This is a genomic window from Nocardia sp. NPDC020380, assembly GCF_044386975.1.
Classification (GTDB): domain Bacteria; phylum Actinomycetota; class Actinomycetes; order Mycobacteriales; family Mycobacteriaceae; genus Nocardia.
The window spans coordinates 61,968-82,077 of sequence record NZ_JBIRVQ010000015.1 but is presented as its reverse complement, the minus strand read 5'-3'; the positions used below and the strand labels follow the sequence as shown (position 1 = coordinate 82,077).

General features: G+C 68.9%; 21 protein-coding genes. 8 read left to right on the top strand and 13 right to left on the bottom strand.

What is annotated here, in order from left to right; translation table 11 throughout:
• The 3 genes from trpC to ACH438_RS35435 form a co-directional block, all read right to left on the bottom strand.
• Positions 1–819, bottom strand: coding sequence for an indole-3-glycerol phosphate synthase TrpC (gene trpC, locus ACH438_RS35445; protein WP_397013462.1), 819 nt, complete (start codon positions 817–819; stop codon positions 1–3).
• 149 nt (positions 820–968) lie between these two features.
• Complete coding sequence (locus tag ACH438_RS35440; protein ID WP_397013459.1) at positions 969–1,844, bottom strand: TIGR02234 family membrane protein; 876 nt, start codon at positions 1,842–1,844, stop codon at positions 969–971.
• Entirely contained in the window at positions 1,841–3,406 is a 1,566-nt protein-coding gene (locus ACH438_RS35435; RefSeq protein WP_397013457.1) for an anthranilate synthase component I, read from the bottom strand. Before ACH438_RS35435 ends, ACH438_RS35440 begins: the two co-directional genes overlap by 4 nt.
• Positions 3,407–3,578: 172 nt before the next feature.
• Between ACH438_RS35435 and ACH438_RS35430 the strand changes: the two genes are divergently transcribed.
• The 4 genes from ACH438_RS35430 (at position 3,579) to ACH438_RS35415 (ending at position 5,852) form a co-directional block, all read left to right on the top strand.
• Positions 3,579–3,884 (top strand): hypothetical protein, encoded by a 306-nt coding sequence (locus tag ACH438_RS35430; protein ID WP_397013455.1) that lies wholly within the window; start codon positions 3,579–3,581, stop codon positions 3,882–3,884.
• Between the two features lie 143 nt (positions 3,885–4,027).
• Complete coding sequence (locus ACH438_RS35425; RefSeq protein ID WP_397013453.1) at positions 4,028–4,486, top strand: peroxiredoxin; 459 nt, start codon at positions 4,028–4,030, stop codon at positions 4,484–4,486.
• Positions 4,487–4,567: 81 nt separating this feature from the next.
• The gene (locus ACH438_RS35420) at positions 4,568–5,164 is read left to right on the top strand and encodes a permease (protein ID WP_397013451.1); all 597 of its coding nucleotides are present in this window, start codon (positions 4,568–4,570) and stop codon (positions 5,162–5,164) included.
• 190 nt (positions 5,165–5,354) lie between these two features.
• Positions 5,355–5,852, top strand: a complete 498-nt coding sequence (locus ACH438_RS35415; RefSeq protein WP_397013862.1) for a MarR family winged helix-turn-helix transcriptional regulator — start codon at positions 5,355–5,357, stop codon at positions 5,850–5,852.
• Positions 5,853–5,900: 48 nt separating this feature from the next.
• On the opposite strand, the gene hisI is transcribed toward ACH438_RS35415, so the two are convergent.
• Genes hisI through priA form a run of 4 tightly spaced genes read right to left on the bottom strand, consistent with a single transcriptional unit; the run spans position 5,901 to position 8,607 of the window.
• A complete protein-coding gene (gene hisI / locus ACH438_RS35410; RefSeq protein WP_397013449.1) occupies positions 5,901–6,269 on the bottom strand; it encodes a phosphoribosyl-AMP cyclohydrolase in 369 nt (122 codons plus the stop codon).
• Entirely contained in the window at positions 6,266–7,039 is a 774-nt protein-coding gene (gene hisF / locus ACH438_RS35405; RefSeq protein WP_397013447.1) for an imidazole glycerol phosphate synthase subunit HisF, read from the bottom strand. The genes hisI and hisF overlap by 4 nt, the downstream gene beginning before the upstream one ends.
• 16 nt (positions 7,040–7,055) lie before the next feature.
• Positions 7,056–7,871 (bottom strand): inositol monophosphatase family protein, encoded by an 816-nt coding sequence (locus ACH438_RS35400; protein ID WP_397013445.1) that lies wholly within the window; start codon positions 7,869–7,871, stop codon positions 7,056–7,058.
• A 4-nt stretch (positions 7,872–7,875) separates the two neighbouring features.
• Positions 7,876–8,607 carry a bifunctional 1-(5-phosphoribosyl)-5-((5-phosphoribosylamino)methylideneamino)imidazole-4-carboxamide isomerase/phosphoribosylanthranilate isomerase PriA gene (gene priA, locus ACH438_RS35395; protein WP_397013443.1) on the bottom strand — a complete coding sequence of 244 codons (732 nt, stop codon included), beginning with the start codon at positions 8,605–8,607 and terminating at the stop codon, positions 7,876–7,878.
• Positions 8,608–8,733: 126 nt separating this feature from the next.
• On the opposite strand from priA, the gene ACH438_RS35390 reads away from it, so the two are divergent.
• Positions 8,734–9,408: an LppP/LprE family lipoprotein gene (locus ACH438_RS35390; protein WP_397013441.1), complete on the top strand. Its 675-nt coding sequence runs from the start codon at positions 8,734–8,736 to the stop codon at positions 9,406–9,408.
• 12 nt (positions 9,409–9,420) lie between these two features.
• Here the strand turns inward: ACH438_RS35390 and ACH438_RS35385 are convergent, their stop codons facing one another.
• Positions 9,421–9,873, bottom strand: coding sequence for a MarR family winged helix-turn-helix transcriptional regulator (locus ACH438_RS35385; protein WP_397013438.1), 453 nt, complete (start codon positions 9,871–9,873; stop codon positions 9,421–9,423).
• 173 nt (positions 9,874–10,046) lie between these two features.
• Between ACH438_RS35385 and ACH438_RS35380 the strand changes: the two genes are divergently transcribed.
• Positions 10,047–10,508, top strand: a complete 462-nt coding sequence (locus ACH438_RS35380) for a hypothetical protein (RefSeq protein WP_397013436.1) — start codon at positions 10,047–10,049, stop codon at positions 10,506–10,508.
• 26 nt (positions 10,509–10,534) lie between these two features.
• On the opposite strand, the gene hisH is transcribed toward ACH438_RS35380, so the two are convergent.
• The 5 genes from hisH to ACH438_RS35355 form a co-directional block, all read right to left on the bottom strand.
• Positions 10,535–11,173 (bottom strand): imidazole glycerol phosphate synthase subunit HisH, encoded by a 639-nt coding sequence (gene hisH, locus ACH438_RS35375; protein WP_397013434.1) that lies wholly within the window; start codon positions 11,171–11,173, stop codon positions 10,535–10,537.
• Positions 11,170–11,814 (bottom strand): imidazoleglycerol-phosphate dehydratase HisB, encoded by a 645-nt coding sequence (hisB, locus tag ACH438_RS35370; protein ID WP_397013432.1) that lies wholly within the window; start codon positions 11,812–11,814, stop codon positions 11,170–11,172. The genes hisH and hisB overlap by 4 nt, the downstream gene beginning before the upstream one ends.
• On the bottom strand, positions 11,811–12,932 hold the full coding sequence (locus ACH438_RS35365; protein ID WP_397013430.1) for a histidinol-phosphate transaminase: 1,122 nt from the start codon (positions 12,930–12,932) through the stop codon (positions 11,811–11,813). The genes hisB and ACH438_RS35365 overlap by 4 nt, the downstream gene beginning before the upstream one ends.
• Positions 12,933–12,961: 29 nt before the next feature.
• Positions 12,962–14,299, bottom strand: coding sequence for a histidinol dehydrogenase (gene hisD / locus ACH438_RS35360; RefSeq protein ID WP_397013428.1), 1,338 nt, complete (start codon positions 14,297–14,299; stop codon positions 12,962–12,964).
• A 79-nt stretch (positions 14,300–14,378) separates the two neighbouring features.
• Positions 14,379–15,101, bottom strand: a complete 723-nt coding sequence (locus ACH438_RS35355) for a DsbA family protein (RefSeq protein ID WP_397013860.1) — start codon at positions 15,099–15,101, stop codon at positions 14,379–14,381.
• A gap of 196 nt (positions 15,102–15,297) precedes the next feature.
• Here ACH438_RS35355 and ACH438_RS35350 point away from each other — a divergent pair, with 196 nt between their 5' ends.
• Together ACH438_RS35350 and ACH438_RS35345 are read left to right on the top strand one after the other, a co-directional pair.
• Positions 15,298–15,606 (top strand): hypothetical protein, encoded by a 309-nt coding sequence (locus tag ACH438_RS35350; RefSeq protein WP_397013426.1) that lies wholly within the window; start codon positions 15,298–15,300, stop codon positions 15,604–15,606.
• Between the two features lie 79 nt (positions 15,607–15,685).
• Positions 15,686–20,059 carry a hypothetical protein gene (locus ACH438_RS35345; RefSeq protein WP_397013424.1) on the top strand — a complete coding sequence of 1,458 codons (4,374 nt, stop codon included), beginning with the start codon at positions 15,686–15,688 and terminating at the stop codon, positions 20,057–20,059.
• Positions 20,060–20,110 lie beyond the last annotated feature (51 nt).

The following is a 20,110-nucleotide window of genomic DNA, read 5'->3' as shown; positions in this document are numbered from 1 at the left end:
TCACCGGCCCCGGCGCACCGGCTTGGGGCAGGACGGATGGGTTCCGGCGGTCACCAGCTCGGCCACCGCGGCCCGCGGATCGCCACTGGTCACCAGGCCCTCGCCGACGAGCACGGCATCCGCGCCCGCGCCCGCGTAGGCCAGCAGATCGGCGGTGCCGCGGATACCGGATTCGGCGATGCGGATCACTTCGCTCGGCAGGCCGGGGGCGATGCGCGCGAACACATCCCGGTCCACCTCGAGGGTCTTCAGGTTGCGGGCGTTCACACCGATGACGGAGGCGCCGGCATCGAGCGCGCGGTCCGCTTCCTCCTCGGTGTGCACCTCGACGAGGGCGGTCATGCCCAGCGATTCGGTGCGGTCGATCAGCGCGGACAGCACGTCCTGCTGCAGGGCCGCCACGATCAGCAGGATGACATCCGCGCCGTGCGCGCGCGCCTCGTGGATCTGGTACGGGCCGACGATGAAGTCCTTGCGCAGGATGGGGATATCCACCACCGCGCGGACCGCGTCCAGATCCGACAGGGAGCCGTGGAAGCGGCGCTGTTCGGTCAGCACGCTGATGATGCGCGCGCCGCCGTCCTCGTAGGCGCGGGCCAATACGGCGGGGTCCGGAATGTCCGCGAGCGCGCCCTTCGACGGGCTGGCCCGCTTGACCTCCGCGATCACTCCGATGCCCTCGCCGTGCAGCGCGGCCTTGGCGTCACGTGCGGAGGGGGCCTTCGCGGCGGCGGCCTTCACGGCCTGGAAATCCAGGAGGGCTTCCCGAGCGGCCACATCCGCGCGGACCCCGTCGAGAATCGAGTCGAGTACCGTCATCTGGCTCGAATCCTTTCTGGGGAGACGGACTTGCTGCCTGAGAATCCCCCCAGGCGCTGTCTCACCGATGCTGATAAAGAGTAAATGGCTATGTTCCTGCCGTTGACGGCGGGGCCGGTCCGTGGTCTTATACCGCTCTCACCCCCAGCTCACCGCGGCCCGCGGCCGGTGCTCCCGCTGCCCGGATCCTCGTGCGCGGCAGGAGTATTGGCTTGATCGTCGGTCGGATCCGCACCCGCATCCAGCGCATCCCACAGCACGCGACCGGACAACTCGCCCGCGGCGGCGGGCTGTGACCCGGATTCCGAGGCGCGATTCACGGCGTGATGCTCGGCAACCTGCTCGGCCGCCGCGGACTTCCGGAAGACCGGATTGTCGTACTTCCCGGACATCTGCGCCGACTCCGACGGCATGCGCGTGAGCAGCAGACCCGCCAGGAACGCCGCGATCGCGCCCACGACCGCCAGCAGGGCGGGCAGGGTCGCCGTCGTCTCCGCTCCCCCGGTCTCCCACGTGCGCAGTTCGGCCAGCGTGGCGGCCCGCTCAGCGGTCTTCCCCTTGCCCACGAGCAGGGCGAATCCCGGGACGGCCGCGACCGCGGCCAGCACCGCGATCACCACGCCCACCAGCCGCCGCATCCAGCCCTTGGTGGCGAACACGGCCGCGATGGTGGCCAGCAGCACCAAGGCCAGTGGCGTCAAGGCCCCGAACCAAGTGCTGCCGTTGAGATGCACGGTCTTGGGCAGGCCCTTGTCGCTGGTGACCTCCAGGGACACCCACGTCATCCGCGAGGAAGCCCACAGCAGCGCCGCCGCGATCGCCAGCAGCACCACCGCCCCGATCGGCCGCCGCTTGCTGCCGCCCTGCGTCTCGGCCGCGCGCGCATCCGCCTCGGCCTGCGCCACGTCGGCGGCCGCCTCGTCCAGATCCGCCTGCATGGCGCGCTCGGCCGCCGACCGATCCGAGCCGGAGTTCCCTTGCGCTACCGGATCTTTCGTGTCGCCGTCCGGGTCGGGAGCGGTCATTGCCCGGATCCGTTCGGGCGGTAGGCGCGGACCGTTTCCGCGGCGGCGATGGCCTTGAGGACGGCCATGGCCTTGTTGCGGGATTCGAGGTCCTCGTAGTCCGGGTTGGAGTCGGCGACGATGCCGGCGCCGGCCTGGACGTAGGCGGTGCCGTCCTTGAGGAGGGCGGTACGGATGGCGATGGCGGTGTCGGCGTCACCCGCGAAATCGAGATAGCCGACCACGCCCGCGTAGACGCCGCGGCGGGTGGGTTCGAGTTCCTCGATCAACTCCATGGCCCGCACTTTCGGGGCGCCGGACAGGGTGCCCGCGGGGAAACAGGCCTCGACGGCGTCGAAGGCGGTCTTGCCCGCGGTCAGGCGGCCGGAGACCGTGGAGACCAGGTGCATGACGTGGGAGTAGCGCTCGACGTGGCGGTACTCCGTGACGCGCACGGTGCCGGGCTCGCAGACGCGGCCGAGATCGTTGCGGCCGAGGTCGACGAGCATGAGGTGCTCGGCGTTCTCCTTCGCGTCGGCCAGCAGGTCCTTCTCCAGCAGCAGGTCGTCCTCCTCGGAGGCGCCGCGCCACCGGGTGCCCGCGATCGGGTGCGTGGTCGCGATGCCCTCCTTCACCGTCACCAGCGATTCGGGGCTGGAACCGACGATGGAGAACGCGGTGCCGCCCGAGCCGTCCGGCACGTGCAGCAGGTACATGTACGGGCTCGGGTTGGAGGCGCGCAGCATGCGGTACAGGTCCAGCGGCGTACCGCTGTAATCCATTTCGAAGCGCTGCGACAGCACCACCTGGAAGGCCTCGCCCGCCTCGATCTCCTTGACCAGGCGGCGTACGCCCGCACCGAACTCCTCGGTGGTGCGCTGGCGGCGATAGTCCGGTTCGGGGCGGTCGAAGACCGAGACGGTGGATTCGGCGGGCGCGGCCAGGGCCTCGGTCATGCGGTCCAGGCGGGCGACCGCGTCGTCGTAGGCCTGGTCCACGTGCTCGTCGTTGCCGTTCCAGTTGACGGCGTTGGCGATGAGGGTGATCGCGCCTTCGTGGTGGTCGAAGGCGGCCAGGTCGGTGGCCAGCAGCATGACCATCTCCGGGACCTTCAGGTCGTCGGTGGCGATGCTGGGCAGGCGTTCCAGCCGGCGCACGGTGTCGTAACCGAGGTAGCCGACCATGCCGCCGGTCAGCGGGGGCAGGCCGGGCAGTCGTTCGGTGCGCAGCAGCTGCAGCGTCTCGCGCAGCGCCAGCAGCGGATCGCCGCCGGCGGGCGCGTCCGCGGGCACCTGCCCGAGCCATGCCGCCTGCCCGTCCACCACGGTCAGGGCGGTCGGACTGCCCGCGCCGATGAACGACCATCGCGACCACGACCGCCCGTTCTCGGCGGACTCGAGCAGGAAGGTGCCCGCCCGGTCGGCGGCCAGTTTGCGGTAGGCCGAGAGCGGAGTCTCCGAGTCCGCCAAGACCTTTCGGGTCACCGGAACGACCCGGTGATCGGCCGCTAGCAGGCGGAACTGCTCGCGGGAGGTGGTCGAGGTGATTCCGGACGTCTGGGTGGAACCGTGCGCGCCGTGCATGGGCTCATCATTCCAGGCCCGGCGGACGGTATCTAAATCGCTCTCCTCCCCCAGCCGAACCCCCACCTGGAGCGAATACACGATGCGGTCACCACTACACTCGTCGCGATCTGCTCCAGCAGTAAAACAACAGGTCGCACGCGGTATCCCAAACGAGAGGAGTTCAAATCAGATGTACCCCTCGCAGCCGGTAGCACCGGAGGGTCCACGGCACGCAGTTCCGCAGCAGGGCATGGGGAGCATCCCCGGCCAGCCGCCGCGGATGATGAACATGAACCCGGGCGGTAAGTACTCCGCCATTGCCTCCTTCGTCACCTATGTGAAGGCCCTGGAGGCGCTGGATCCGCGCAGCTTCCCGGACGAGTACGCAGAGCACACCGACCGCATCCGGGAGCTCAAGCCCTTCTTGCGCGCACACGGCATCCTCGATGTCATGGAGATCAAGAACCCGGAGGTCGCCGCCCTCATCGGCGTGTGAACCGTGCCAAATGCTTTCGGCCCGTGGACGTCCGGTCCGCGGGCCGTCGCGTGTCCGCCGCGCATCGCGGGGTGTGGCAGCACCGGTTTCCGCACCCTGCGGCGTATAGCTTGTGCGCGATGTAATCGCGTAGTGTACGCAGCATGAAGGCAGGCCAGCTCGCCCCGAACTTCGAGCTTCCGGATCAGTCGGGCACCGCGCGTTCGCTCGAGTCGCTACTCGCGGACGGTCCCGTGGTGCTCTTCTTCTACCCCGCCGCCAATACCCCCGTGTGCACCGCCGAGGCGTGCCACTTCCGGGATCTGGCAACGGAATTCAAGTCTCTCGGCGCATCGTGCGTCGGCATCAGCGCCGATTCGGTGGATGTCCAGTCCGGATTCGCCGCCAAGCAGGGCCTCGGTTACCCGGTGCTGTCGGATCCCGGTGCGAAGGTCGCGGCCGAATTCGGCGTGAAGCGCGGGCTGCTGGGCGCGCTGGTGCCAGTGAAGCGGACGACCTTCATCATCGACCCGGACCGGACGATCGCGAAGGTCATCTCGAGCGAACTGCGCGCCAATGTGCACGCGGACGACGCCCTCGAGTTCCTCCGCAGCCGCTCCTGATCCCCGCTCGCGAGCCCTTTTTGTCCGTTACGCCGGAGTGGCGCTACGGCTGCGGCGGACCCGCGGGCATACGCTGAGGCTATGACTACGCCCAGTGCGGAACTACCGGAGCGGAAGCACTCCACCTTCGTCACGTGGCGCAATCGCATCATCGCGCTCGTCGTGGCGGCGGTGGTGGTGTGGGTGACCTATCTGATCCTGGCCGCGTTCATTCCGCGCTGGTGGGCGCAGCGGATCGCGGAATGGGTGCACGGCAGTTTCGCCAAGGGCATCTGGTACGGCCTGATCATGGGCGCACTGTGCACGCTGGTGCCGTTGCTGCTCTTGTTGTTCGCCGGGCTGTTCTGGCGGAAACGGGGCGGTCCGTTCATTGCGGGCGCCGCAGCGGTTCTCGCGATCGTCGTCGCCGTCCCGAATCTGATGACCTTGACCATCGTGCTCGGCGATTCGAACGCCGCACACGCCGGCGAGCGCATCCTCGATGTCGACGCGCCCGGATTCCGCGGCGCGGCCCTGGTGGGCGCGATCATCGCCGCCGTGCTGTTCCTCTTGGTGGCATTTCTCTTGGTGCGCAGGCGATTCCGCCGCCATCGTGCCGAAAAGCAGCGTGCCGTACCGGAAAAGCCGGGCGTTCCCGTGGAAACTCCGCCAAATCCTCCAGAACCCGGCGCGAACTGAATTCCAGTCCGACACGCGTGATCGATGTCACGTCATTCAGTAACCTCGTGCGCACTGAGCGAAATCGTGGCAAACTTTGACGTGCGGGTGACTCGTCGTCGCTGCTCCCCCCAGTTCCCGGACCGGTCGGCACAACACGTCACTTGGCTGCTACGAGAGGGCGCGCACGGTGACCAAGTGGTTGAATCCCATGGAACAGCGAGCTTGGCGTACCCTTGTCTCGCTCACCACCAGACTGCCCGCGGCACTGGACACCCAGCTCCAACGTGAGTCCGGGATTACCCATTTCGAATACTTCGTGATGACCCTGCTCTCCGAAGAACCAGGCCACCGATTGCAACTGAGCGAGCTTGCCCAAAAGGCAAACGCATCGCTATCGCGCCTTTCACATGTCGTATCCAAACTCGAACGCCTGGGCTGGGCCCAGCGCGTCACCGTCACCGGACGCCGCGGCGCCCAGGCCGTCCTCACCGACGCCGGCTTCCGCAAGGTCACCGAGGCCGCGCCCGGCTACCTGGAGACGGTGCGCGGCTTGGTCTTCGACGGACTCGACAAGGAACAGACCCGGCAACTGCTCGAACTGGGCGAGACCCTGATGACCCAACTGGAGAAGGGCATGGCCCGCGGCATCGGCCGCTCCGGCCGGCCGATGAGCCACATCGACAGCGAATTACGTGAGAACCGCTAGCGGCCCGGAGCCGGAAACCGTTGCGGCGCAGGGCTTGCCGAACAGAACTCAGTTCTCGTCGGCGAGCAGCACATCGCCCTGCGCCAGCAGGACATCCGTGTCGAAGCAGGTGTGCGTGCCGGTGTGGCAGGCCGCGCCTTCCTGATCGACGATGAGCAGCACCGTGTCGCCGTCGCAGTCGAGACGGACCTCGTGCACGTACTGGGTGTGGCCGGAGGTCTCGCCCTTCACCCAGTACTGCTGCCGCGAACGCGAGTAGTACGTGCCCTTGCGGGTTTCCAGGGTGCGGGCCAGGGCCTCGTCGTCCATCCACGCCATCATGAGCACATCGCCGGTGTCCTTCTCCTGCGCGATGGCGGCGAACAAGCCGTCCTCATTGCGCTTGAGACGGGTGGCGATAGCGGGATCGAGACTCACCGGACCACGATACCTTCCGCCCGCATGGCGTCCTTGACCTGGCCGATCGTCAGATCACCGAAGTGGAAGACGCTGGCCGCCAGCACCGCGTCCGCGCCCGCCTCGACGGCCGGGGCGAAGTCCGCGACCTTGCCCGCGCCACCGGAGGCGATGACCGGGACCGAGACCGCCGACCGCACGTGCCGGATCATGGGCAGGTCGAAACCGGCCTTGGTGCCGTCGGCGTCCATCGAATTGAGCAGGATCTCGCCGACACCGAGTTCGGCGCCGCGGAGGGCCCATTCGACGGCGTCGATGCCGGTGCCGCGCTTACCGCCGTGCGTGGTGACCTCCCAGCCGGACGGCGTCGGCCGCTCCCCGGCCGGGACCGTGCGGGCGTCCACCGACAGCACGATGCACTGCGAGCCGAACCGCTCCGACATCTCGCGCAGCACCTCGGGGCGGGCGATGGCGGCGGTGTTCACCGACACCTTGTCCGCGCCGGCGCGCAGCAGGCGATCCACGTCCTCGACGGTGCGGACGCCGCCGCCCACGGTGAGCGGGATGAAGATCTGCTCGGCGGTGCGGGTCACCACGTCGATCATGGTGCCGCGGTCGCCGGTGGAGGCGGTGACATCCAGGAAGGTGAGTTCGTCGGCGCCCTGGGCGTCGTAGGCGGCGGCCAGTTCCACGGGATCGCCCGCGTCCCTGAGGTTTTCGAAGTTCACGCCCTTGACCACCCGGCCCGCGTCCACATCCAGGCACGGGATGACGCGTACTGCCAGCGTCATTGCACTACCCCTGTCTTCATTGCTCCACCTCTCCCCGGACGCGATCGGCGGTCTCGCTGATCAGGTCCAGTAACTCCTCGTGCACTCCGGGCGCGGCGGCCAGCACCGAACCCGATTCGATGGTCCACTCGCGGCCCAGCAGGTCGGTGACCACACCGCCGGCCGCCCGCACCATGGCCACGCCCGCGGCGTTGTCCCACGGATGATGTCCGAACACCACGGCGCCGCCCAGAATTCCGGACGCCGTGTACGCCAGGTCGATGCCGGTGGATCCGTGCATGCGGACCCGGCCGGACAACCGGCTCAGCGCGCCCAGCAGGTTGAACCGGAAGATGCCCGGAACCCGGCCCGCGCCATCGATATTGAAGGAACCGAAACCGATCATGGCGGCGGACAGTTTGCTCGGCTCCAGGCGCGGCAGCGGCTGGCCGTTCAGGTAGACCGGGCCGCCGACCGCGGCGGCATAGCGCTGACCCAGACCGGGCAGCCAGGTCAGGCCGAGCACCGGCACGCCCTCCTGCACCAGCGCCAGCAGCATGCCCGAAAGCGGGTGTCCCGCAGAGTAATTGAAGGTGCCGTCGATCGGGTCGAGCACCCAGGAGGTGCCCGTCAGCAGCTGCGGTCCGCCGAATTCCTCACCGTGCACCGGGATTCCGGTGCACTCGCTCAACTGCCGCGAGATGGTGCGCTCCAGTTCCAGGTCGACCTCGGTGGCGAAGTCGTTGCGGCCCTTCTGAACCGCACTGGGCGCACCCACACCCTCCACGAAACGGGAGGAGGCGCCGTCGAGCACATCGCGGGCGATGCCGAGCAGCTCGGCGAGGTCGGTCATCCGGCTAGCTGACCGCTGCGAGAGCTTCGGGCAAGGTGAACCGGCCCGCGTACAGGGCCTTGCCGATGATCGCACCCTCCACGCCCTCGTCCACCAGCGTCGCGATGGCGCGCAGGTCGTCGAGGGTGGAGACGCCACCGGAGGCGATGACCGGCGCGCTGGCCGCGTTCGCGACATGCGCGAGCAGGTCCAGGTTCGGGCCGGTCAGGGTGCCGTCCTTGCTCACGTCGGTGACCACGTAGCGCGAGCAGCCCTGCTGTTCCAGGCGTTCCAGGGTCTCCCACAGGTCGCCGCCGTCGCTGACCCAGCCGCGGCCGCGCAGCCGCCACTCACCGTCGATGAGCTTCACGTCCAGGCCGACGGCGATCTGGTCGCCGTACTCGCCGATGGCGCGGGCGCACCATTCCGGGTTCTCGATGGCCGCGGTGCCGATATTCACGCGCGCGCAACCGGTGGCCAGGGCCGCCTTCAGCGAATCGTCGTCGCGGATACCGCCGGACAGTTCGACCTTCACATCGAGCTGAGCGATGACCTGCGCCAGCAGTTCCCGATTGCTGCCTTTGCCGAACGCCGCGTCCAGATCCACCAGATGCACCCATTCGGCGCCACCGTGCTGCCACGCCAGGGCGGCGTCGAGCGGCGAACCGTAACCGGTTTCGCTGCCCGCCTCCCCCTGAACCAGGCGCACGGCCTCACCATTGGCGACATCGACGGCAGGTAGCAGCACAAGACTCACGGGAGCATCCTATTGGTAGCCGTACGATGGCTCGGCGGCGGCCTGGGGAAATGCCGGTTAATACCGGCACGCGACAACCGATTTACACCGGAGAGGTATTCGCCGACGGGGTAGAGAGCAGGAACCATGTTCCGACCGACCATCATCGCCAGCGCCGGGCTGGCCGCCATCGCACTGATCTCGGGCTGCGACGGTGGATCGACCAACCAGTCCGCACCCAGCACCCTGCCCACCGCACTGTCCTCGACCGTCCTCACGCAGGTCACCGCCACCCTCGCGGCGCCCGCGACCGGCGTGCCCGGCACCACGACAGTCCCCGCCCGCCGCACCACCACGGGCCAGGACTGCCACCCCTCCGCCACCGTGATCCACGACGCGGCCGCCACCCTCGCCCCCGTCCAGAACTCCCCTGGCAGCACCTGGCAATGGGGCCTCCCGCCGTCCGGCGCCGCCCCCGACGCCAACACCATCTGCTCCCCCTTGTCGGCGGCACTGGTCACCATCCAAGGCGCCACCGCCAGCTCCCCCATGCAGGCCCTCCTCTTCCACAACGGCACCTACGTGGGCCCCGCCACCCCCGAATGGAACGCCTTCATCAGCGTCGACAAATCCCGCACCACCGCCGACACGGTAGGCCTCCGCTACATGATCCCCGGCACCTGCGACGCCTGCAGCGACGGCACCTTCTACTGCGTCCAATTCCACTGGGACGGACAACAAGTCATCACCATCGGCAAACCCCCGGAGATCGTCAACGGCACCAGCACCCCCGGCACCCAGCGCTGCTCCGCCGACTCGTAGCGCCCCGCTCGATCAGCTCTTGCTGTGCTGCTCCAGGATCCGGGTGAGGAGCAGGACGAAGTTGGCGCGTTCGGCGGCGGAGAAGCCGGGGAGGAGTTCGCGTTGAGCGGCTTCCAGGCGGTCGTCGAGGTCGTGGAGGTGGGCGATGCCGGACGGGGTGAGGGTGATGACGTTGCGGCGGCGGTCGGCGGGATCGGGGTTGCGGCGGACCAGGTTCCGGGCGGCCAGTTCGTTGAGGGCGGCCACCACGTCGCTGCGGTCTATGCCGGTGCGGCGGGCCAGGTCGGCTTGGCTGGCGGGGCCGATCTCGTCGAGGGTGACCAGGAGGGCGTAGTGGTAGCGGCGGGAGCCGGTGTCGCCGAGGGCCTTGTCGGTGGCGCGGTTGGCGATGAGGGCGACCTGGTTCACGAGGCGGGTGGGCAGGGCGCGGAGCCGGCCGGACGCACCCTCGTGCGCAATCTGCATGCGGGCACTCTAGCAACGCTTCGTTGGCGCGACCCACGGTCCGGCGACGGTGCGGGAATCGGCGGGCGTGGCACGCGCTGTCAGCACTCAGGCAGGTGCCAGGGTTGATCATTATGGTTGATCTCGTCCGGGTGACCGGGCGGGATACCTAGCAGCTCCTGGAGGACACCATCGTGACGAAACCTGCCATCGCGATGACATTGGCGATTTCGGCGATCGGTGCCGCGGGCATCGCGCTCGCCGGGCCGGCGGCCGCGGACTCCGGCGAAGTACGCAGTGCCATCTGCGATTTCGCGCGGAACATGGGGAACTACACCTATCGGGACGCCGACGGGTACTGGCAGCGGGTGGTGGACCGGAGCACGGGCGACTTCCAGAGCTGGTTCAAGCAGCTCTGGAAGGACTCGCTGCGGGACAACATCATCTCCACGCATGCGCGCGGGGAGATCGGAACGCCGGACTGCACCGTCACCTCCGTGGATCACGGGCATGCCGAGGGCAGCTACGACTCCTACGAGACCATCACCTCCGACAGCGGCACGCAGACCAAGCATGTCGTCATGTCGGTCGGGCTCGACTACGAGCACGGGAACTGGCTGGTCAGCCGGGGCACCCCGGTGAGCGGCAACAGCTGACCGCTCGCACCGGGGTACGCGGCGAATTACAGGGCGGCGACCCAGTTCCGGAGCAGTTGAGCGCCGGCGTCACCGGACTTCTCCGGGTGGAATTGGGTGGCCGACAAGGGGCCGTTCTCGACCGCCGCCAGGAAGGGGCCGCCGTGATCGGACCAGGTCAGTTTGGCCGGGTTCAGGTGGCTGCCGGAGTTGTCGTCCCACTCCCATTTGCGGGCCGCATAGGAGTGGACGAAGTAGAAGCGGGTGTCCGCGTCCATGCCCGCGAAGAGGACCGAGTCCTCGGGAGCCTGGACCGTATTCCAGCCCATGTGCGGGAGGACGGGGGCGTCCAAACGCTCTACCACGCCCGGCCATTCGGCGCAGCCCTCGGTTTCGATGCCGAACTCGACACCGCGCTCGAAGAGGATCTGCATGCCGACGCAGATGCCGAGGACAGGACGCGAACCGGCCAGGCGTTTGCCGATGATGCGTTCGCCGCGGACGGCCTTCAGACCGGCCATGCAGGCGGCATAGGCGCCGACACCGGGAACCACGAGACCGTCCGCGTTCAAGGCGATTTCGGCATCGGCGGTGACCGTCACCTCGGCCCCGGTCCGGGCCAGGGCCCGGGCAGCGGAGTGCAGGTTGCCGGAACCGTAGTCCAGCAGCGCGAGTTTCTTGCTCACAGTGTCCCCTTCGTGGAAGGGATGCCGGTGACACGCGGGTCGTATTCGACGGCGGCGCGCAAAGCCCTTGCCACCGCCTTGAATTCGGCCTCGGTGATGTGGTGCTGATCCCGGCCGTACAGGACGCGGACATGCAGGGCGATGCGAGCGTTCAGCGCGATCGACTCGAAGACGTGCCGGTTCAGGACCGTCGAGTACGAGGCGCCCGGGCCCGCGCTCGGAATCACGATGGACAGCATGCGTTCCGGCTCACCGTCGTGCACGCAGTACGGGCGGCCGGACACATCCACCACCGCGTGCGCGAGGGTCTCGTCCATGGGGATGTAGCAGTCGCCGAAGCGGCGGATGCCCCTCTTGTCGCCGAGCGCCTGCGCCAGCGCCTGGCCGATCACGATGGCCGTGTCCTCGACCGTGTGGTGCGCCTCGATCTCGATATCGCCCTTGGCCTGCACGGTCAGATCGAAGCTGCCGTGCTGGCCGAAGGCGGTCAGCATGTGGTCGTAGAACGGGACGCCGGTGGAGATATCGGTCTTCCCGGACCCGTCGAGGTTCAGCTCCACCACGATGCTGGATTCGCGGGTGGTGCGTTCGACGCGGGCGATACGGTCCGTGCTCACGGGCAGGCTCGCTTCCGTGCTCATGGGGCGACCAGCTCGGTCGCGACCAGTGTGGCGCTCACGCGCAGGAATTCGTCGTTCTCGGCGGCCAGGCCGATGGTGGTGCGCAGATAGCCGGGGATGCCGACATCGCGGATGAGCACACCCTCGTCGAGGTAGCGCTGCCAGGCGCGCGGGGCATCGGTGAAACGGCCGAAGAGCACGAAGTTGGCATCCGAGGGGATGACGTCGTAGCCCTGCTCACGCAACGCGGCCATGACCCGATCCCGCTGCGCCGCCAATTCGTGGACGCTGCCGAGGGTTTCGTCGGCGTGCCGCAAAGCCGCACGCGCGGCGGCCTGCGTGACCACGGACAGGTGGTAGGGCAGGCGCACCAGCAGCATGGCGTCGATGACCGCAGGCGCGGCCACCAGGTAGCCGAGCCGTCCGCCCGCGAAGGCGAACGCCTTGCTCATGGTGCGGCTCACCACCAGCTTGGCCGGATACCGGTCGATGAGCTCGATGGCGCTGGGCGCGCTGGAGAACTCGCCGTACGCCTCGTCGACCACCACGATGCCGGTCGCGGCCTCCAGGATCCGGACCAGGTCGTCCTGCGGAATGCTGTGCCCCGTCGGGTTATTGGGGCTGGTCACGAACACGACGTCGGGACGACGCTCACCGAGCACCATGACCGCGTAGTCGATGTCGAGGGAGAAGTCGCCATTGCGCTTGGCTTCGACCCACTCGGTGTCGATGCCCTCGGAGATGATCGGGTGCATCGAGTACGAGGGCACGAAACCCAGTGCGCTGCGGCCCGGTCCGCCGAACGCCTGCAGCAGCTGCTGCAGGATCTCGTTGGAGCCGTTGGCCGCCCACACGTTCGCGGTATCCACGGCGACGCCGGTCTGCCGGGTCAGGTACGCGGCCAGATCGCCGCGCAGCCCGACCGCGTCACGATCCGGGTAGCGGTGCAGGTCCGCGGCGGCGGCGCGCACGGACTCGGCGACATCGTCGACCAGCGCCTTACTCGGCGGGTGCGGGTTCTCGTTGGTGTTCAGCTGTACCGGCACCGTCAATTGCGGTGCGCCGTAAGGACTCTTGCCGCGCAGGTTCTCCCGCAGCGGCAGATCGTCCAGCGAAATGTTCGATCCCGGAACGGTCACAGTGCCTGATTCAAGGCTCGCCTCGGCATTCACCGCAGCTCCCCGAAACGCGCCTGCACGGCCTGACCGTGCGCGGGCAGATCCTCCGCATTCGCCAGCGCCACAACATGTCCGGAGACATCCTTCAGCGCGGCCTCGGAGTACTCGACCACGTGGATCCCGCGCAGGAAGGTCTGCACGCTCAAACCCGAAGAGTGCCGGGCACATCCGGCGGTCGGCAAGACGTGATTGGAGCCCGCGCAGTAGTCGCCCAGCGATACCGGCGACCACGCGCCCACGAAAACCGCTCCGGCACTGCGCACCCGGGCGGCGACGGCCGCGGCATCAGCGGTCTGGATCTCCAGGTGCTCGGCCGCGTAGGCGTTGACCACGCGCAGCCCCTGGGTGATGTCGTCGACCAGCACGGTGCCGGACTGCTTGCCCGTCAAGGCTTCCGTGACCCGGTCGTGGTGCTTGACGACCGCCATCTGCGCGGTCAGCGCCACGTCCACGGCGTCGGCCAGTTCCACGCTGTCGGTGACCAGCACGCTGGCCGCCAGCACATCGTGCTCGGCCTGCGAGATCAGGTCGGCCGCGACGTGGACCGGATCGGCGGTGGCATCGGCCAGGATCGCGATCTCGGTGGGCCCGGCCTCGGCATCGATGCCGACCAGTCCGCGGCACAGCCGCTTGGCGGCGGTCACGTAGATATTGCCCGGACCGGTGATCAGGTCGACCGGTTCCAGCTGCGCGCCATCGGTGTCGACGCCGCCGTAGGACAGCAGCGCCACGGCCTGCGCCCCGCCGACCGCCCACACCTCGGTGACGCCGAGCAGCTTGGCCGCGGCCAGGATGGTCGGGTGCGGCAGGCCCGCGAACTGCGCCTGCGGCGGCGAGGCCACCACCAGCGACTCCACGCCCGCGGCCTGCGCCGGCACCACGTTCATGACGACCGAGGACGGGTAGACGGCATTGCCGCCCGGCACGTACAGGCCGACCCGCTCGACCGGCACCCAGCGTTCGGTGACGGTACCGCCGGGCACCACCTGGGTGGTCTTGTCGGTGCGGCGCTGATCGTTGTGCACCTTGCGGGTGCGTTCGATGGCGACCTCGAGGGCGGCGCGCACGGCCGGATCCAGTTCGGCGAGCGCCTTGTCCAGTTCGGCGGCGGGCACGCGCACACTCGCGGGCCGCACGCCGTCGAACTTCTCGCTGAATTCCAGCGCGGCCTCGACGCCCCGATCGCGGATGGCCTCCACGACCGGCCGCACATGATGCAGCACCGAGTCCACGTCGACGCCCCCACGCGGCAGAGCCGCGCGCAGTTCGGCAGCAGTGGGAGTACGTCCGCGGAGATCCACGCGGGCGAGCTCGATGCGGCTGGTCATAGCGCTGTGCAGTCCTTTGTCTGTGCTGAATCGAAATGGTCCGGCAGGCAGCCGAAACTGCTTGCGACCAGCTATCAGCCTACTTGGCCGCCGATCGTGCCCGGTCGATGGCCGCGCGCAGGCCGTCGGGGGTGAGGTTCTCGACCACCTGATCACCCACCTTGACCACCGGAACATGGGTCAGACCGGCATCGATCGCATGTTGCGCGTGCGACTTCACGAAGCCGCTGTACCGGTCGTCGCGGATGCAGGACGCCACGTCGGGACCGGTCACACCGGCCTGCCCGGCGATCTCGATGAGCTTGTCCGCGCTGAGTCCGTTACCGCCTTCGGCGGGCTGGGCGGCGAAGAGTTTCTGGTCGAAGTCGAGCCAGGCGTCCTTGTTCGCGACGGCCACGCAGGTGCCGGCATCAGCCGCGCGGGAGGAGTAGTTGTCCTTGGACGCGCGGTCGAGAACGGCGACGGTGTCGTATTCGACGGCGACGGTGCCGGCCTTGACCATGTCGTTCAGGGTGGGCTCGGTGGTTGCCGTGAATTGCCTGCACACCGGGCATTGGAAGTCGGTGATGACGGTGACGGTGAGGGGTGCGTCGCCGAAGCGCAGCCGGCCGTCGGCGGTGAAGACCGCGGGCGGGGCCACCGCGGCGGCGGCCCGATCCTTGTCCTGCTGCCGGTGCACGACCATCGTGGTGATCACCGCGATGAGCGCGACGAGCACCACGACCCCGGCCGCCCGGGCGGGCGTGAGCAGGCGACGCTGGTTCGCGGCATTCGCGACTTTCCGGCCACTTCGATTCATCATCACGGTTTGCCATGATATTGCTAGTCAATTGATCAGGATCTGGTGACACCAATTACGTCAATCCCCGAACTCGTTAAAAGGGCGTAATAAGAATCCTCTGCGGACAAGCTGTATCAGGTACTTCAGCAGGGAAAACCCAGGTCATGTAACCCGGCCCACATTGACCCTCCTGGCCACCGCTTCGGACCCTTACCCCATGAACTCCATCGGCAAACTCGTGGCATTCGTTGCCATGGCGGTGCTGGCCCTCACGGGCATTGCGTTCGGCAAGCCGGTAGATCTGGTGGCTTCGGCCGACCCGGCGCCCGACGGGTGCGTCACCGATACCTCGGTGCCCAACCAGACCACCCTCACCTGCCCGCCCGGCGCCGGACACGGGCAGCACGCCTTCATCAGCTGCCGCGATATCGGCGGACTGCTGCACACCCGCATCGGGCCCACCCTGGGCGCCGACGGCGGCGTCTCCCAGGCCAACTGCGCATACGGCGAGACCGGCCCGGCCTGAGCCGTTCCACGGGAGCTCTGCGCGAGCTCGGCAAGGTCCGGCCCCGGCCGGATTCCGCGTCGATCGAAAGGTTCCTCCCATGACCGCATCACTCACCCGTGCCCACACGACCAAGCAGGCCGCCAAGCACCGCAAGGAATGCAAACGCAACCGCCGCGGCCTCTACGCGGCCGCCGCCTTCGCCTCGCTGGCCACCGCCATGGTGTCGACCGGCCACGCCGAGGCGCAGCTGCCCGCCCTGCCGCAACTCCCGCCGACCGCGCCACTGGTACCCGGGCTCGGCACCCAGCAGGCCGTCGGCAACCCGCAGACGCCGGATATCGGGCTCCCGATCCCGGATCTGCCGATTCCGGACATGGGGAATGTGCTCGGGCCCGATCTGGGGTCCGCCGCGCAGAACGTGATCGATCAGGCCGTGAACGCCTTCGGCAATCAAGCGCCCGGGTACGGGATGGCACCGCAGAATGCCGCACCCGCGCCCGCGATGCCGGCGCCCACCCGGACCGTCGGGGCCGCGCCGGCCGCCGGTGATCCCGCGCCCGGCGGCGACTTCTCCGGGCTGCTCGGGCCGGTCGGCGCACCCGTCAATGAAATCGCTTCCGTCGCAGCGCAAGTGGTGGGATCCGGGCTGGATCTGTCCAAGCTGGCGGGCTGGGCCGACACCGCGTTCCCCTCGGGGCCGCTGCGGCAGCCGGTCGAGGATCTGCTGAGCTTCGTCGATCAGGCCGTGGAGGCGGCGGGTACGCGGCGCGACGGGTCCGGCGATCCGATCGCCGAACTGATCAACCGCGGCCGTGCGCTCTTCGGCTTCCCGGTGGACGGCGCGGAGGCCTCGCAGGGTCTGCGTGAGGTGCTGCAACCGCTGCTGGGCAATACGGTCGGCGACGGCGATCCGCTGCAGCATCTCGCCGAGACCCTGCGCAACCTCACCTCGAATCCGGGCGCGGGGCTGGACGCGCTGGGTGCGGCCGTCATGGGCTTCGCGGCGCCCGCGCTGGGCGGGCTCGCGCCCATGCTGGGCTTCCTGACGCCGGTGCTCGGGTTCATGCAGGATCCGGCCGCGGCCTTCGCGCCGATCCTGCACGAACTGCGAGACCTGATCACCGGCAACGGGGTTCGCCGGGATGCGGCGCTGCCGCTGCTGGCCTTGCCCATCGTGGGACTGTTCGCGATCGTGCCGCTGCTGTTCGCGGGTGCGCTGGCGATCGGCGCGATCGGTATAGGCGCGATCGTGGTGCTGGGCGCGATCCTGCTGGCGCCCTTGGTGATCGGCGCGCTGATCATCGGCGGAATCATCCTCGCGGTGCTGGCGATTCCGGTGCTCATCGTGCTGGCGATCATCGCCATCCCGGTACTGCTCATCGCGCTGCCGGTGCTGTTCGTGGCCTTCCAGGTGCTGGCGCCGGTGCTGCTGGTGGCGGGGATCGTCACCCTCGCGCTCATCGTGGCCGGCGGCGTCGCGCTGGCAGCCGTGCTGCTGGGCGTCGGAATCACCTCTGTCGCAGGCATTTTCGTCGCACTGCTGGCGGCGGGGCTGGTGGGGTCGATCCTGGTGCCGTTCCTGGGCTTCTTCATCGCGCCGGTCGTGTTCACCGCGGCGCTGGGGTTCCTGGTATTCGGGCTACTCGCCGTGGCCGCGGCGGTATTCGGCACGCTGGGTGTTGCCGGGCTGGTCGCGCTGGCGTTGTTCGCGGTGATGGTGGTGGCCTCGTTCTTCACGCCGTTCGGGCTGATCAGCCTGCCTATCTTGGCGGTGTTGGGGCTGGCCGGAGTGATCGTGCTCGGCGCCATGGCGCTCGGGTCCGGGATCGCGCTCGGCGCGGTGCTGCTGGCCGGGCTGATCTCGCTGTCCGTGGTCGCCTCGGCGGCCGTGATCGGGCTGCTGGCGCTGTCACTGGCGGCGCTGGCCATCAAACTCGCTGCCGCCGTGGTGCTGTGGTTCGGCGCGGCAGCGGCCACGCTGATTCTGGCGGCGGCCGGTGTAATCGCCACTGTCGTGGCCGCCGGTATGGGGCTGATCGCCACCGCCGCACTGGTTTTCGCGATTCCGATCCTCGGACCGCTGCTGGCGCCGGTGCTGCTGGCGGTGCTCGTCGGACTGCCCGTCGCGCTCGGGCTGCTGTTCCTGTTCACCGCGGTGGGCGCGTCCGGCTTCCTGGTCGCCCTCTGCACGACGCTGATCCTGGTGCTGGGCATCACCTGGGCCTCGGGCACGGTGATCGCGGGCGGCCTGCTGATGCTGTTGATGCCGTACACGATTCCGTTCGTACTGCCCGCGTTGATCGCGTTCGCGGCGATCGCGGCCGCGGCAGTGATGGGCCTGGTGGCATTGAACTTCACCTTCACCCTGCTGCCGTTCATCGTGCTCATGGCGGGCATGATCGCGCTGGCGGTGGCCGCGGTCGCGGTGGTGGCCGTGGGCGGGCTGGCGATCAATGTGCTCAGCTTCGCCATGCTGACCGTCTCGCTGCTCGGCCTGATCCTCATCAACCCGCCACTTGCCTTGCTGGCCTTGCCTTTCCTGCTCGCGGCGCAGCTGTTCATCGTGCTGGGCGGCATTGCGGGCACGGGCATCGTCGCCGGTCTGCTCGGCGGACTGGTCGCCGTGCTGACGGTGGCCAGCGGCATTCCGGTCGCGCTGGCGGCATTGCTGATCATCGGCTCGTTCGTGTATGCGGCCAGCCTGTTCCCGCCGTTCCTGCTGGTGGCCATCCCGATCGCGATCGTCGCGACGCTCGCGGTGTTCCCGGTGATCGGCGCCGTCATCCTCGCCGGGCTCGCACTGCTCGGCGCGGTAGGCGTGGCAGGCACAGTGCTGGCACTGGCCGTTGCACTCGCGGCGGTCGTGGCCATGCTCCCGGTCGGCGTTGCCGCACTGGCAGTGGCCATCGTATTCAGCCTGCCGTTCCTGATCGTGGGCCCGTTCGCCCCGATCCTGTCCACCGCACTGTCCCCGATCATCGCCCTCGTACTGGCGGCGATCTGGGCCCCCTTCGCGGTGGCCGGCCTGACGGTGGCAGGCGCGGCCCTGGCCGTAATGGCCCTGGGCCTCTTCGGAATTCCGCTCTTCGCCCTCGTGCTGGCCGGTGGTCTCTGGTTCGCTTTCAAGGGCATCGTGGTCGCCGCATGGCTGGTATCCATGGTCATCGACTTCTCGGCCCCGGTGATTCTGGGTGTACTGGCGGCGCTGGCCTTGGCCCCGATCGCCGCTGCCTTGGCAGCCCTTGCCGCAGCGGTCATTCCGATCCTGGCCCTGGCCGCACTCGGCGCGCTCGCCGCGGCGGCAGCGCCGGTGATAGCCATCGGCGCGGCAATCGTGGCAGTCTTCGGCCTGCCCCTGCTCGCGCTCGGCGTCCCCCTGGCCATCGTGGGCCTGATCGCCCTGGCCTTGCTCCCCCTCATCCTGCTGGCAATTCCGGTGGGCCTCTTCGCCGCAGCGATCGGCCTGCCGATCCTGGCGGCCCTCGCCGCCGGCGCCGGACTGGCCGTGGGCATCGTCGGCACCCTGGCGGCAGTGGCCGGACTCGCGGCGGTCGTCGTGGGTGGCGCCATCGCACTGGGCGTCGCCGGAGTGGTGGCAGCCGGCCTGGCCGTGGCCGCCGGCCTCGCAATCGCCGCGGCGGTAGCGGTGGCTGCCGCGATAGCCGTCGCGGTAGCGATCGCGGGCGCAATCGCCCTCGGCGTAGCGGCACTGGCCGCCGCAGCGGTGGCCGCAGGCGTCGCCCTCGCAATCGCAGCCGGCGTAGCAGTGGCCGCAGCGGTAGTTGTCGGTGGCGCAATCGCTTTGGGCCTCGCCGCCGTGGTGGCTGCGGGCATCGCCGTCGCGGTCGGCCTCGCGATAGCGGCTGCGGTGGCAGTGGCTGCCGCGGTGGCGGTGGCCGGCGCCATTGCAGTGGGTATTGCTGCGCTGGCCGCCGCCGCGGTGGTCGCGGGTATCGCTCTCGCGGTCGCGGCTGCGGTGGCAGTGGCTGCCGCGGTGGCTGTGGCCGGCGGTATCGCGCTGGGACTGGCCGGGCTCGCGGCTGCGGTGGTGACGGTCGGTGGCGCTGTCGCCGTCGGGGTGCCGTTGTTGTTCGGTGGGGTTGCGCTGAGTGTCGGTCTGCCGCTGGCGGCTTTGGCGTTGCTGGCTTTGGTGGCGTTGGTGTTGCTGCCTTTGCTGGTGTTGCTGGATCCGGCGTTCCGGTCGTATCTGATTTCCGCTATCCGGTCGGCGATGAGTGGGGCGACCGGGGGTGGGGCGGCGGCTACGGGGACGCAGTTCTTGGACAACATCACCGATACGGCGAGCCTGGATCAGGTGCTCGCCTCGCTGGCGGGGCTCATGGGCCCCGTCGCGTCCGAAACCCCGGCCGCCGCGGCCGTGGCGCATGCCGACATTCCGTTGGTGGGCGTCGATGCCGCGGATGGCCTGCGGGACAGCGATACTCGCCAGTTGGTCGAGGTCGGTGTCTGAGCAGTATCGAAATCCCTTCCCATCCAGGCCCTTTCACCTCGAGGCCAAACA

Excerpts from the sequence above, each read along its gene's own strand:
- ACH438_RS35355 (WP_397013860.1), bottom strand. The coding sequence starts at position 15,101 with ATGATGAATCGAAGTGGCCGGAAAGTCGCGAATGCCGCGAACCAGCGT.
- ACH438_RS35425 (WP_397013453.1), top strand. The coding sequence starts at position 4,028 with ATGAAGGCAGGCCAGCTCGCCCCGAACTTCGAGCTTCCGGATCAGTCG.
- ACH438_RS35400 (WP_397013445.1), bottom strand. The coding sequence starts at position 7,871 with ATGACCGACCTCGCCGAGCTGCTCGGCATCGCCCGCGATGTGCTCGAC.
- trpC (WP_397013462.1), bottom strand. The coding sequence starts at position 819 with ATGACGGTACTCGACTCGATTCTCGACGGGGTCCGCGCGGATGTGGCC.
- ACH438_RS35420 (WP_397013451.1), top strand. The coding sequence starts at position 4,568 with ATGACTACGCCCAGTGCGGAACTACCGGAGCGGAAGCACTCCACCTTC.
- ACH438_RS35440 (WP_397013459.1), bottom strand. The coding sequence starts at position 1,844 with ATGACCGCTCCCGACCCGGACGGCGACACGAAAGATCCGGTAGCGCAA.
- ACH438_RS35385 (WP_397013438.1), bottom strand. The coding sequence starts at position 9,873 with ATGCAGATTGCGCACGAGGGTGCGTCCGGCCGGCTCCGCGCCCTGCCC.
- ACH438_RS35350 (WP_397013426.1), top strand. The coding sequence starts at position 15,298 with ATGAACTCCATCGGCAAACTCGTGGCATTCGTTGCCATGGCGGTGCTG.
- ACH438_RS35390 (WP_397013441.1), top strand. The coding sequence starts at position 8,734 with ATGTTCCGACCGACCATCATCGCCAGCGCCGGGCTGGCCGCCATCGCA.
- ACH438_RS35345 (WP_397013424.1), top strand. The coding sequence starts at position 15,686 with ATGACCGCATCACTCACCCGTGCCCACACGACCAAGCAGGCCGCCAAG.
- hisB (WP_397013432.1), bottom strand. The coding sequence starts at position 11,814 with ATGAGCACGGAAGCGAGCCTGCCCGTGAGCACGGACCGTATCGCCCGC.
- hisF (WP_397013447.1), bottom strand. The coding sequence starts at position 7,039 with ATGACGCTGGCAGTACGCGTCATCCCGTGCCTGGATGTGGACGCGGGC.
- hisD (WP_397013428.1), bottom strand. The coding sequence starts at position 14,299 with ATGACCAGCCGCATCGAGCTCGCCCGCGTGGATCTCCGCGGACGTACT.
- ACH438_RS35435 (WP_397013457.1), bottom strand. The coding sequence starts at position 3,406 with ATGCACGGCGCGCACGGTTCCACCCAGACGTCCGGAATCACCTCGACC.
- ACH438_RS35415 (WP_397013862.1), top strand. The coding sequence starts at position 5,355 with ATGGAACAGCGAGCTTGGCGTACCCTTGTCTCGCTCACCACCAGACTG.
- ACH438_RS35430 (WP_397013455.1), top strand. The coding sequence starts at position 3,579 with ATGTACCCCTCGCAGCCGGTAGCACCGGAGGGTCCACGGCACGCAGTT.